Source organism: Pantoea sp. NSTU24 (assembly GCF_050157905.1).
In the GTDB taxonomy this organism is placed as follows: domain Bacteria; phylum Pseudomonadota; class Gammaproteobacteria; order Enterobacterales; family Enterobacteriaceae; genus Pantoea.
Genome location: NZ_JBKIWZ010000001.1, coordinates 2,602,440 through 2,614,275 on the forward strand (window position 1 = coordinate 2,602,440; position 11,836 = coordinate 2,614,275).

The following is an 11,836-nucleotide window of genomic DNA, read 5'->3' on the forward strand; positions in this document are numbered from 1 at the left end:
TATCATGGTGCTGATTTTTCTGGCTTTATGGCCCGGCAGGCCGCGAGGAAAAATGAGAATCGGTCGCATTCAATTTCCTGAATAATTCTATTTAAATCAAACAGATAAATTCCGCCATTTCACGAAAAAGGCTTCACATTATTCACCTCTCTGATGCATAATTCACCGCTTCACCTCTGTATTTAACTTCTTCTTAAAAGGATTCGGCCATGCTGACTGCTGAAATGACTGGACGTTTAAACGACCAGCTAAACCTGGAATTTTTCTCTGCCAATCTTTATCTGCAAATGAGCGCCTGGTGCAGCGACAAAGGCTTCGAGGGTGCCGCTTCCTTCCTGAAAATGCATTCACGCGAAGAGATGCAGCACATGCAGCGTTTGTTCGACTACCTGAGCGACACCGGCGCGATGCCGGTGCTGGGCACCATTGCCGCGCCGCCGGTTGCGTTCACCTCGCTGAACGAAGTGCTGGAGCAGGCGCTGGAGCATGAACAGCTGATCACGCGTAAAATCAACGAGCTGGCGCATGCCGCCATGACCTCTCAGGATTACTCCACCTTCAACTTCCTGCAGTGGTATGTCGCCGAGCAGCATGAAGAAGAGAAGCTGTTTAAAACCGTGCTGGATAAACTGGCGCTGGTCAGCAACAGCGGCAACGGCCTGTTCCTGGTTGATAAAGATCTGGGCCGCATGAGCACCGAAAACCACGCAGAGTAATCATCACTGGGGCTGATTCAGACCGCAGACCTTTCCTTACCGGCCGCGGTCAGCGCGCGAAGTCAGCCAGAAACAGACTCCGGCAGCGAAGCGAATCTGATTTTGCCCGCTGCCCCATCCGGCCCCTTTTGGGGCCGGACGCATTTTCATCCTGCAGCCATTTCATCACCGTGATTCCAGCCGGTAACTCGCCGCTTTCTCGCCATTTACCCACAGCTCACGGCTTTCGCCCGCCGGGAGTAATAACGCGATCTCACGCCAGGCAGGCTGATAATCTCCGCGTCTCTCCACCGTCAGATCGATGCGGGTGACGCTGCTGCTGAGCGTCCAGCGCAGCCACAGGGCATTCCCCTGTTGCCAGCCATGGCTCTCACCATCGTCGTCAAAGGTTTCCCCGGTGGTGGTCACGCCGTCCGGTGCAGGCCAGATCTGCCACTGCCGCACCGTATCGCGACGCGCATCGATGGTGGTTTCGCACTCGCCCAGCGGGATGACTGCGCCCGCCCGCACTAACAGCGGCAGCCGATCCAGCGGCGCGTCCAGGGTGACCGTTTCGCCGCCCATAAACGCTCTGCCGCTGTGCCAGTCATACCAGCCGCCGCGATGACGGGGCAGATAGACCTCACGGCTGCGCGCGCCCTGCTCCACCACGCTGGCCACCAGCAGGTCACGCCCCAGCATAAAGTCATCGCACTCCTGATAAGTCTGCGGATCCTGCTCATGATCAAGAAAGGTCGGCCGCAGCATCGGCTCGTCTTCCACGCTGGCCTGCCATGCCAGGGTGTAGAGATAGGGCATCAGGCGATAGCGCAGCCGGATTGCCTCGCGGATCATTGGCGTTACCGCCGGATACATCCAGGGTTCATTGACCGTGTGGTCGTCATTCCATGAGTGGATAGTAAAGCGCGGATGCATGACGCCGTTCTGAACCCAGCGCACAAACAGCTCGGCATCCGGTTTGTCGCCGGAGAATCCGCCGACATCGTGACCGACGTTAAACAGCCCGGACAGGCTCATCCCCAGCCCCATGCGGATGTTATAGCGCAGCGTCTGCCAGCTGGTGCGGTTGTCGCCGCTCCAGGTCTGCACATAACGCTGCATCCCGGCACAGCCGGAGCGTGAGATCAGATAGGGCCGCTTGTGTGGCGCGAACTGCTGCTGCGCTTCCATCGACGCACGCATCATCAGCAGCGGCATCACCGGCCGGATATGCTTGATGGCAATGGGCTGACCGAACCCGTGACAGCGGGCTTCACCATCCCACACTTCATATTCATTGTTGTCGTTCCAGGTCGAATCGATGCCCTTTTCCAGCAACTGCTGAGTGATATTTTCCTGCCACCAGCGCACCGCCTGCGGATGCGTAAAGTCGAGGTGCGATCCCTCATCGTCCCAGAACACCGAACGCTCCGGGCGATCCTGCTCCGAGTCACGAATAAACAGCCCCTGCGCCGCTACCTCCTGATAGCGCGGATGATCCTGCAGCAGGCAGGGCTTGATATTGGCCGCCAGCTTCATACCCGCATCATGAAATGCGTCGCTCAGCGCATTGGGGTTCGGGACTTTGTCGTAGTTCCAGTTGAAAACGTAACGCTTGTTGTTAATCGAGGTATAACCCGACGAGAGCTGGAACGAGTCGCAGGGGATTTCATGCTCGCGGCACAGGCGGATAAAAGACTGCAGCTGCTGCTGTGCGTCAGGCGCATCGGTGTAGTGCATCGTGGAGCCGCTGTAGCCCAGACTCCATTTGGGCTGAAACAGGGTGCGTCCGGTCAGGCGCACAAAGGCTTTAGTAACATCGAGCAGGGTCGGGCCGAGCATCATGTAGTAGTCGAGATCGCCCGCCTCAGCACGGTAGCGGCGGTAAGGCAGATGATAGTTATCCAGCTCATTGCCCAGATCGAGCCAGCTGCTGCTGAGGTTGTCATAGAACAGGCCAAAGCTGACCCCATCGCGCTGTGTCAGGGTAAACGGAATATGTTTATAGAGCGGATCGGTCGTCGCAGCGTTGTAGCCCATGGCGTCGAGATTACGCATTTCAAAGCGCCGGTTGGCCCGGTTCAGGTCGCCGCTCTTTTCGCCCAGACCATAAACCCGATCCTGCGGCTGACGCCGCTGATAATGCTCGACCCCGTCGCCATGCGCATTGAGCAGATAGGCCCCGGTATGGCGATCCGCCGTCAGCGGCTGCCAGTTCTCGCCGTCGAACTGCTCCCAGCTCAGGCAGAGTGGCTGATGTACCGTCACCCGCAGCTGTTGCGTGCTGACACGCAGCTGCTGCGCATCGTGCTCCAGCTGAAAAGCTGGCAGCGTGAAGCCATCCAGCGCTTCGCGGTCGCGCCCCTGCCAGGGCACATCCCCAACTGGCGCGATACTCCAGGTGCGGTTCAGCGCCAGCTCGCCGTCGCGCTTCAGCAACACGCGCATCAGCTTATCTTCCAGCACATACAGCCGCAGGACGTGACGATCTTCCACCTTAAGCTCAACAAAGTGGTCGGCGTGCTGGTGCAGCGTCCAGTTCTTCAGCGTTTTCATTGCGGTATCCTTACAGGTTAGCAGGGCGCTGGCGGCGTTCGGCGATCAGCATCACCAGGAAAACGGCACCAATCAGGTCAAAGAAGCCCATCGCCACAAACAGGGGGTTGAAGCCGATGGTATCGGCGGTAACACCGATAATCAGCGAGAAGATAAAGCTGGCGATCCAGGCGCAGGAGCCACGCATCCCATTGACCGTAGCCATCTGGCGGCGATCAAACCGCTCCACGACCAGCGCACTCAACATGCAGGAGATCACCTGGTGCCCGAAACCACCGACAGAGATCAGGGCGATCGCCAGCCAGGGATCTTTCACCAGGGTCATCAGCGCCAGTGACACCATCAGCAGCGCACCGGTCACCGAGCTGGCGACAATGGAGTTTACGCGGGTCATGCCGAACCAGCGCACACAGAGTCGGGTCAGATAGCCGCTGGCGATGCTGCCGAGATCGGCGGCCAGAAACGGCAGCCAGGCGAACATCACGATCTGTTTAAGATCCATGCCGCGCTCATTAGCAAGATAGAGTGGCACCCAGAAGCTCAGTACCGCCCAGGCCGGTTCGGCGAGAAAGGCCGGGATCGCAATACCGTAAAACTTCTTCTCCTTACCAATCACTTTCAGCGCGGCGAAGAACGGCAGCTTTTCGCCGACCGCCTCATTATCCTGATGAATAAAATCGCGCTCTTCGGCGGAAAGACGGGGGTGGTTCTGTGGCGCGTGGTAACCCCACCACCAGAGTCCTGCCCATAGCAGCCCCAGCCCACCAGTCAGCAGGAAGGCGCCCTGCCAGCCAAAAGTAACGTGTGCGATATAGATAATCGGCGGCGCCAGCATCGCCCCAATCGAAAAGCCAACGCCCGCCCAGCCTGCCGCGACCGGGCGCTCCTTTTTAGGGAACCAGTCGCCGATAGCTTTGGCGTTAGCCGGGGTCGCCGCCGCTTCCGACGCACCCATGACAAAACGCAGCAGGGCCAGATGCAGCCAGCTTCCGGCGCCCGCGTGCAGCAGGCAGGTCACCGACCAGACCAGCGCACAGATCAGAAAGCCCATCTTCAGGCCGATCACGTCGATCAGCCAGCCGCATAATGGCTGAAACAGGGTGTAGGCCAGCTGAAAGGCCGCCACCACCCAGGAGTACTGCTCGGTGGTCATATTCAGACTGGTTTTCAGCTCCGGTGCCAGGATGCCGAGCGAGTTGCGGGTGATGTAGTTAACGGTTACCCCCAGCAGAAACATCCCCAGCATCCACCAGCGTAAATTTTTGATCACGCGCACCGTGCGCGATGCACTCATGGGTTTGGTTGTCGATTCGAGGCTCATCGTGCCACTCCTTATTACCATTGATTACGCACATCGCCTGATGGCGTACCGCGTGTCCTTTTTTCGAACTTAAAAAAGTGTGAAACGCGGGTACAGCCTCTTTTTTGCAACGCTTTTCATGGCAGGCTGAATGGGGGCAAAAAATGGCCTCCTGACCCTTATCTGAAGCGATTTAGCAGGTCATGAAAAATTTTTCATCAGCAGATTTGAAGGCGATCACAGAATGAAACAAAGGCTGAAAGTCAGCGAAATTGCGGCCCTGTGCGGCGTCTCTGTCAGTACGGTGTCGCGGGTGCTGGCAGGTAAAGCCAATACCCGACCCGCCACGCGAGATAAGGTGCTGGCCGTGGCGCAGCAGCAGGGCGTGCTGGATAACCTGCACAGCGGCCGCCTGCTGCTCAATGATCTGATGGTGTTTGCCCCGCCCCGCGCCTTTGATGTGCGCAGCGACATCTTCTACTACAAGGTGATTCAGGGGATCAGTCAGGCGGTGGAGCCGCATGAGGTGCGGTTGCGCTTCTGCCCGCTGGAGGAAGTCGAAAGTGATGCCACGCTGTTTATTGATAAAATGCAGCAGACTGAAGCGGCCATTCTGATCGGCATCGATGATGAACATATTCATCAGCTGGCGGCGGAGATGCACAAGCCCTGCGTGCTGATTAACGCCCGCGACCGCCGTATGCGTCTGCCGTCGGTCTCCCCCCATCATCAGCTGATTGGCGAGTTTTCCGCGCGCTATCTGTTTGAGCAGGGCCACCGGCAGATCCTGTCACTGCACTGTCTGCGCCGCTATACCATGGAACAGCGACTGCAGGGGGTCCGTGACGCCTGGCACGCGATGAATCTGCGCTTTGACAGTCGCCAGCATCTGCTGACCCTGAACAGCTTCAGCAGCCATGAGGCGGCAGAACGCCTCGGTGACTATCTGCGCCACTGCCCGGACGCGCTGCGTCCTACCGCAATCCTCGCCAGCGGCGACTATATTGCTGCCGGTGCGGTGAGTGCGCTGCAGCAGGCCGGGCTGCGGGTACCGCAGGCTATTTCAGTGATGAGCATGGATGGTTTTAACCTTGCGACCATCCACGATATTCCGCTGACCTCGGTGCAGGTGCCACGGGATGAGCTGGGTGCCGCCGCAGTGAAGCTGCTGCAGGAGATGCGGCTGAATCCCGGCACGCCCACGGGCAGCCTGCTGCTGAATGGCAGGCTGGTGGTGCGCGACTCGGTGCGCCGCATCCGGGATAATCTCAGCCATGCGCCGGTACAGCAACATGGCCTTTACGATTAATCCAGCGTTTTAAGCCGCAGTTCCGACGGCTGAGGGCGGCCGAACAGGAAGCCCTGAAACAGGGTGCATCCCTCGTCACGCAGCCGTGCGAACTGCTCATCGCTCTCCACCCCTTCAGCGGTGATCTGGATATCCAGACTGCGGCTCATGCCGGTAATGGCGCGGATAATCGCCAGCGCCTCGCGGCTGTCGCCCATATCATTAATGAATGACTTGTCGATTTTGATCTTGTCAAACGGAAAGGATCGCAGGTAGCTCAGCGATGAATAGCCGGTACCAAAGTCATCCAGCGCGATCTGAACGCCCAGCGCCTTGAGATTCTGCAGAGTCCGGATATTGCCCAGCGAATCATCCAGCAACACCGATTCGGTAATCTCCACCTCCAGTCGCGCCGGCTCCAGCCCCGACTCCTTTAGTGCGCCTTCGACCACCTGCACCAGTGAGCTGTTTTTAAACTGCAATGGTGAGAGATTGACCGAGACCGACTGCTCCCCTTCCCAGCTCGCCGCTTCACGGCAGGCTTCATAGAGTGCGAAAGCGCCCAGCATGTGAATCAGGCCGGTCTCTTCGGCGATCGGAATAAAGTCTTTGGGCATGATCAGCCCCCGGATCGGATGGTGCCAGCGCATCAGCGCCTCGTAGCCGATGATGGTGTGATGATCGCCGTTGGTGATGGGCTGATAGTAGAGCCGCAGGTGGCCGCCGCTGATGGCATCACGCAGATCGTTTTCAATCAGCCGACGGCTGCGCGCCAGGTCATCCATCTCCAGCGTAAAGTGCTCATAGCGGTTGCGACCGCTGCGTTTGGCTTCATACAGCGCCATATCCGCACAGCGAAGCAGCTGCTCCGGCGTATTGGTGATGGCCGTGCTGAGCGCAATCCCCACGCTCAGCCCGACCGACAGATTATGGCCGTCGATATTCATCGGTGGCCGAATCGCCTCAATCAGGCGCTGCGCTACGATGCTCGCCTCGTCACTGCTGGAGATTGATGGCAGAACAATAGCGAACTCATCGCCGCCGATGCGTGCCAGCGTATCCTGGTCACGCAGCGCGCTGCGCAGACGTTTTGCCACGCTGCGCAACAGCTCATCGCCAATCTGGTGACCCAGCGCATCATTAACATTTTTAAAGTGGTCAAGGTCAAGGCAGAGCGCGGCACTCTGTTGCTTCGTCTGACCGGCAATGCGCAGGGCTTCGCTCAACCGCTGACGGAACAGGATGCGGTTAGGCAGGCTGGTCAGATTGTCGTGATGCGCCATGTGGTGAATACGGGCATCCGCGGCCCGCTGATCGGTGACATCCTCTACCAGCAGCATCAGGTAGTTACGACGTGCATCCTGCCCGGCAATGGCTTTCGCGCGGGTATGCAGGATACGTTCGCCGCTGGCGGTCATCAGCAGCTGTTCGCGTTCATGAACGCCCTCACTGCGCAACGCAACGTCGGCCAGATTGTTGAAGTAGTCGCTGAGTTCAGGCGACATGCATTCGTGTGGGCGCTTGTTGACGATCAGCGCTTTCGACAGCCCGAACAGCTGCTGCGTGCGATCGTTAACTAACAGGAGCTCGCGGGTGATCGCATCCTCGACAATGACGCAGGAGGGAATGTTGGCGATGATATTATCCAGAAAACGGGAGAGTGCCGTTTTCTGTGCGCTCTGCGCTTCCGCCAGATCGCGGGCACGCAGGATCTGCTGCTCCTGCTCACGGCGTTCCGTACGGTCGCGGGTAATCTTGGCAAAACCGATCAGTTTGCCTTCATCGTCGTGGATGGCATCGATTACCACATGTGCCCAGAAGGCGCTGCCATCTTTGCGGTAACGCCAGCCCTCATCTTCAAAGCGCCCGGTCTTGAGCGCGATGCCGAGGTTCGCTTCCGGTGTCCTGTTGAGCCGCTCCTGCGCACTGTAAAACAACGAAAAGTGTTGCCCCACCACCTCGTCCGCGTTGTATCCTTTGGCGCGCTGCGCACCGGCATTCCAGTTCACCACCACCCCGTTGATATCCAGCATGTAGATGGCATAGTCGGTGACGCCCTCTACCAGCAGACGGAAACGCTGCTCCTGCTGCCGCTGCTCACTGCGGACGCGCTGCTGCTCCGTGCAGTCACGGGTGATTTTGGCGTAGCCCAGCAGCTTGCCCTGATCATCGCGGATCGCATCGATCACGACATGTGCCCAGAAGGCGCTGCCATCTTTACGGTAGCGCCAGCCTTCATCTTCGAAACGGCCGGTGCGGAATGCGGTCTGCAGGTTCTGCCCGGGAATATGATTCAGGCGATCCTGGGCACTGTAGAAGCGGGAAAAGTGCTGGCCGACAATCTCTTCTGCCACATAGCCTTTGGCGCGCTGCGCGCCGGCATTCCAGTTCACCACGTTGCCGTCATGATCGAGCATGTAAATGGCGTAATCGGTCACGCCCTCGACCAGCAGCCGGAAGCGCATCTCCTGCTCACGCTCTTTACGCTGCTGCTCCTGCTGCCGGGTGCAGTCCCGACAGACCAGAGAAAAGCCCAGCAGATGCCCCGCCTCGTCACGGATCGGATAGATTATCACCTCGGCCCAGAAGGCGCTGCCGTCTTTGCGGCAGCGCCAGCCTGCGCTTTCAGCACGTCCGGTGCTGACCGCCATCTCAAGATCCCGCTGCGGGTGACTGCGACGACGATCCTCTTCGCTGTAGAACAGGGCGACGGGCTGACCGATAATTTCATCCGGCAGGTAACCCAGCACCTGCTGACCGCCACTGTTCCAGCTGGCGATCGTTCCGTCCGGTTTAAGCATCGTGATCGCGTAGTCGATCACACTGTGTACCAGCGTGCGATACATGACATCTGAGTTATTATCCATTGTTATTTGCCTGCTGCTCGGAAGCCGGGTAACGGCCTGAAATTTCTTAATACGCTCGCAGGGACTAAAACGGAAAAGGCCTGTAATCACAAGCGTATTACAAAAAAATAGTGAGTCTTAACAGGAGAGTTATCGGCAGCGGTGAGCAAATATTCAATGGTGCTGTGGCGAAAAAATGTGCAGATAACGCATGGCATTGTCAGGTGCCGGCAGCCAGAAAAAACGCGAGGCAGGCTCGCGATTTTTTACTTTTTGCGGGATAGCGGACGTCTAGAAATCGGTCTGCTGCTGCAAATGCATCGCCGCAATCGGCTGCCAGATCTCTGTCAATGCGCCCTCTTTGCCGGTAAAGGGATCCCGGGTGGGCAGAGGCACGTTTTTCACCTGTTCCTGCGATCGCTGCAGCCGCGCGGGCTCATCACGAAGTGTCTCGGGTGACATACCACGGGGATAGGCCCCCACCACCATAAAATCGTCACTGGCGCTGACCTGCCGGTGGCCGACACCCGCCGGGATCAGTACCGCATCCCCGGCGCGCAGCGTCACCATCCGGCCGGAATCACCGCCGAACAGCACTTCCGCCCAGCCTTCCGCTACGCCCAGCAGCTCATGGGTGTTGGGATGGTAGTGGGTATAAGGGTAGATCGGATAGCGCCAGGCTGGCGGCCAGCCGTTCTCCTCAAAGGTTTTCTCAAACCAGACAGCAATCTCTTCATCTTCCGGCACCACGCGCGGCCAGATGATCAGTGGTAACGGATTGTTAGGCACGCCGCCCGATGGGCTGGCAAGCATCAGGTGCTGCGGATTGTCAGAGGCTCCGGCCGAGAAGGTTCCTGCGGCAAAAGACATCATTAATAGCAGACTGGAAGATGGGGCTCGCATACAGGTTCTCCGGCTTTTTTCTCAGTGTGGCAAACCCCGGCCACAAAGCAATGTGCGCCAGCCAGCAGAACTGCGATAATTGACTGATATGGCTGACTAAAGTCAAATGTATCGCAATCTGTAGGGCCAGCCCGTGCCCGGGTAGCGGCCAGAGAGCGGTTGTTGCTGCGCTAAAGTGTTGCAAATTGTCAGATTGCCGTGGAAGCCGGTTCTGTCCGCACCTGGCCGGGCAGCTGCCCCTTTAACTGTTATATAAAAAATGCACTGATCTGTTTCTGATGTGCTTGACTGTTATCTGTTGTAATAGCTAACAGATGACAGTGAGGTAACTAATGGACGCTATTAAACAAATCCTGATCGACGAGATCGCCACACTCAACCGTGAAGAACGTCGCGACAACCTGCCGCGCTTCAGCCTCTCGTTTCTGAAAAATCATCCGGGCCTCTGGGCCGTCATGTACCTCTGCTACGGCCTGTGTGTGGCGCTGATTTTCACCACGGAGATGCTGGGCTGGCCTGCCTTCTGGTTTGCTACCGTGTTTGTGCTGGTGATGAGCCTGCTGATGCTACTTGATATCAACCCGAAATATCGCTTTGAAGATATCGATGCGCTCGACCTGCGCGTCTGCTACAACGGCGAATGGTATTACGTGCAGCCGGTGCGTGAGCAGGCTATCACGCGCATCCTTTCCCTGCCCGAGACGCCGGAGCGGGTGAAAAGCGGCATCCAGCGTCTGCTGACGCAAAAAGGAGAAGTGGATTTCTACGATGTCTACTACCTGACCTGGGGCCACCAGCAGGCAGCGAACGTTTAATCCGCCAGCCCTTCCGCCATCAGATGGCCCAGCGTTTCGATTGCCGCCTCGGCCCGACTGTCCCACGGCCAGGCGGTGTTCAGCCTGAAGCAGTGACTGAACTGCTCGCCTGCCGAAAATAACTGCCCCGGTGCGATACTGATCCCCTGCGCCAGCGCCTGCTGGTAAAGCCGGGTGGTATCAATACGTTCCGGCAGGGTCACCCAGAGAAAATAGCCGCCGCGGGCTTCACTCACCGTGGCCTGCAGCGGCAGCACCTTCAGTAACGCCTGACGCACCATCTGCTGTCGCTTCGACAGAATCTGCCGCAACCGCTTCAGGTGGGTGTCATAACGCCGGGTGGCGAGAAAATCAGCCAGTGCCAGCTGCATCGGCGCACTGGTTGAGAGCGTACTCATCAGTTGCAGCCGCTGGATTCGCTGCGCATGCTGGCCTGCAGCGACCCAGCCCACGCGAAACCCCGCTACCAGCGATTTCGAGAATGACCCGCAATGCAGCACGTTTCCCTGACGATCCCAGGCTTTAGCGGGCAGCGGCGGAACGTCTCCGGCCCAGAGTTCGGCATACACATCGTCTTCGATCATTGGCACCTGATACCGTGCCAGCAGCGCCACCAGCTGCTGCTTACGCTCCGGGGTCAGGCTGACGCTGAGCGGGTTCTGCAGCGTGGTCATCAGCCAGCAGGCTTTTACGGGCCAGCGCTGTAGCGCCTCCTCCAGCTGTATCAGATCGATACCCTGTTTAGCGTCCACCGGGATCGCCAGCGCCTTGAGCCTGAGCCGCTCGATCGCCTGCAGCGCCCCATAAAAGCCCGGCTGTTCGATTACCACATAGTCGCCCGGCTCCGTCAGGGATTGCAGGCTGAGATTCAGCGCCTCCAGCGCCCCGCTGGTGATCACAATTTCATCCGGCGACAGAGTGATGCCCTGCCGCGCGTAGCGCTGTGCCAGCAGCTGACGAAGCGTGGCGTTACCGGGCGGCAGGTTGTGCAGCGCATCGGTGGGGGTCAGATGATGCGAGACGTTTGCCAGCGAGCGCATCAGCTGGCGCTGCGGAAAGAGCGCAGGATCGGGAAAGGCGGAGCCAAACGGGACGATAGCGGGATCGCGCGTTGCCTGAAGCACATCAAATACGAAGTCGTTGATATCGACCTGTTCGCTGATCGCGACACTCAGCGGAGCGGGTGCCAGCGCACGCGGCGCCACGTAATAGCCCGACTGAGGACGGGAAACAATCCAGCCCTGACTTTCAAGCAACTCATAGGCATGGAGCACCGTCATCAGGCTGACTCCCTGCTGCGCCACCTGCTGGCGCAACGACGGCAGACGGGTGCCCGGCAGCCAGATACCGGCCTCTATCTGTTGCTGAATCTCATCCATCAATCGCTGGTATTTTGCCACGGGTGACCTCTCCTTGTTTAACCGCGAGACTTT

8 protein-coding genes are annotated in these 11,836 nt (G+C 58.5%); 3 read left to right on the forward strand and 5 right to left on the reverse strand.

The genetic code is table 11. From position 1 onward, the window contains the following. Nucleotides 1-209 precede the first annotated feature (209 nt). Nucleotides 210-716: a non-heme ferritin gene (gene ftnA, locus ACLHDD_RS12330; RefSeq protein ID WP_427104342.1), complete on the forward strand. Its 507-nt coding sequence runs from the start codon at nucleotides 210-212 to the stop codon at nucleotides 714-716. A gap of 165 nt (nucleotides 717-881) precedes the next feature. Here ftnA and ACLHDD_RS12335 read toward each other — a convergent pair whose 3' ends face one another. Together ACLHDD_RS12335 and ACLHDD_RS12340 are read right to left on the reverse strand one after the other, a co-directional pair. Next, complete coding sequence (locus tag ACLHDD_RS12335; RefSeq protein ID WP_427104343.1) at nucleotides 882-3,251, reverse strand: TIM-barrel domain-containing protein; 2,370 nt, start codon at nucleotides 3,249-3,251, stop codon at nucleotides 882-884. Between the two features lie 10 nt (nucleotides 3,252-3,261). Next, entirely contained in the window at nucleotides 3,262-4,572 is a 1,311-nt protein-coding gene (locus ACLHDD_RS12340) for an MFS transporter (RefSeq protein ID WP_427104344.1), read from the reverse strand. Between the two features lie 223 nt (nucleotides 4,573-4,795). On the opposite strand from ACLHDD_RS12340, the gene ACLHDD_RS12345 reads away from it, so the two are divergent. Continuing rightward, the gene (locus tag ACLHDD_RS12345; protein ID WP_427104345.1) at nucleotides 4,796-5,860 is read left to right on the forward strand and encodes a LacI family DNA-binding transcriptional regulator; all 1,065 of its coding nucleotides are present in this window, start codon (nucleotides 4,796-4,798) and stop codon (nucleotides 5,858-5,860) included. On the opposite strand, the gene ACLHDD_RS12350 is transcribed toward ACLHDD_RS12345, so the two are convergent. Together ACLHDD_RS12350 and ACLHDD_RS12355 are read right to left on the reverse strand one after the other, a co-directional pair. Then, on the reverse strand, nucleotides 5,857-8,706 hold the full coding sequence (locus ACLHDD_RS12350; RefSeq protein WP_427104346.1) for an EAL domain-containing protein: 2,850 nt from the start codon (nucleotides 8,704-8,706) through the stop codon (nucleotides 5,857-5,859). The two genes, ACLHDD_RS12345 and ACLHDD_RS12350, sit on opposite strands and share 4 nt — an antisense overlap. 270 nt (nucleotides 8,707-8,976) lie before the next feature. Then, complete coding sequence (locus tag ACLHDD_RS12355) at nucleotides 8,977-9,588, reverse strand: cupin domain-containing protein (protein WP_427104347.1); 612 nt, start codon at nucleotides 9,586-9,588, stop codon at nucleotides 8,977-8,979. 332 nt (nucleotides 9,589-9,920) lie between these two features. Between ACLHDD_RS12355 and ACLHDD_RS12360 the strand changes: the two genes are divergently transcribed. After that, entirely contained in the window at nucleotides 9,921-10,403 is a 483-nt protein-coding gene (locus tag ACLHDD_RS12360) for a YlaC family protein (protein ID WP_427104348.1), read from the forward strand. Here the strand turns inward: ACLHDD_RS12360 and ACLHDD_RS12365 are convergent. After that, on the reverse strand, nucleotides 10,400-11,803 hold the full coding sequence (locus tag ACLHDD_RS12365) for a PLP-dependent aminotransferase family protein (protein ID WP_427104349.1): 1,404 nt from the start codon (nucleotides 11,801-11,803) through the stop codon (nucleotides 10,400-10,402). The genes ACLHDD_RS12360 and ACLHDD_RS12365 overlap by 4 nt on opposite strands. Nucleotides 11,804-11,836: the final 33 nt, after the last annotated feature.

Excerpts from the sequence above, each read along its gene's own strand:
- ftnA (WP_427104342.1), top strand. The coding sequence starts at position 210 with ATGCTGACTGCTGAAATGACTGGACGTTTAAACGACCAGCTAAACCTG.
- ACLHDD_RS12335 (WP_427104343.1), bottom strand. The coding sequence starts at position 3,251 with ATGAAAACGCTGAAGAACTGGACGCTGCACCAGCACGCCGACCACTTT.
- ACLHDD_RS12340 (WP_427104344.1), bottom strand. The coding sequence starts at position 4,572 with ATGAGCCTCGAATCGACAACCAAACCCATGAGTGCATCGCGCACGGTG.
- ACLHDD_RS12345 (WP_427104345.1), top strand. The coding sequence starts at position 4,796 with ATGAAACAAAGGCTGAAAGTCAGCGAAATTGCGGCCCTGTGCGGCGTC.
- ACLHDD_RS12350 (WP_427104346.1), bottom strand. The coding sequence starts at position 8,706 with ATGGATAATAACTCAGATGTCATGTATCGCACGCTGGTACACAGTGTG.
- ACLHDD_RS12355 (WP_427104347.1), bottom strand. The coding sequence starts at position 9,588 with ATGCGAGCCCCATCTTCCAGTCTGCTATTAATGATGTCTTTTGCCGCA.
- ACLHDD_RS12360 (WP_427104348.1), top strand. The coding sequence starts at position 9,921 with ATGGACGCTATTAAACAAATCCTGATCGACGAGATCGCCACACTCAAC.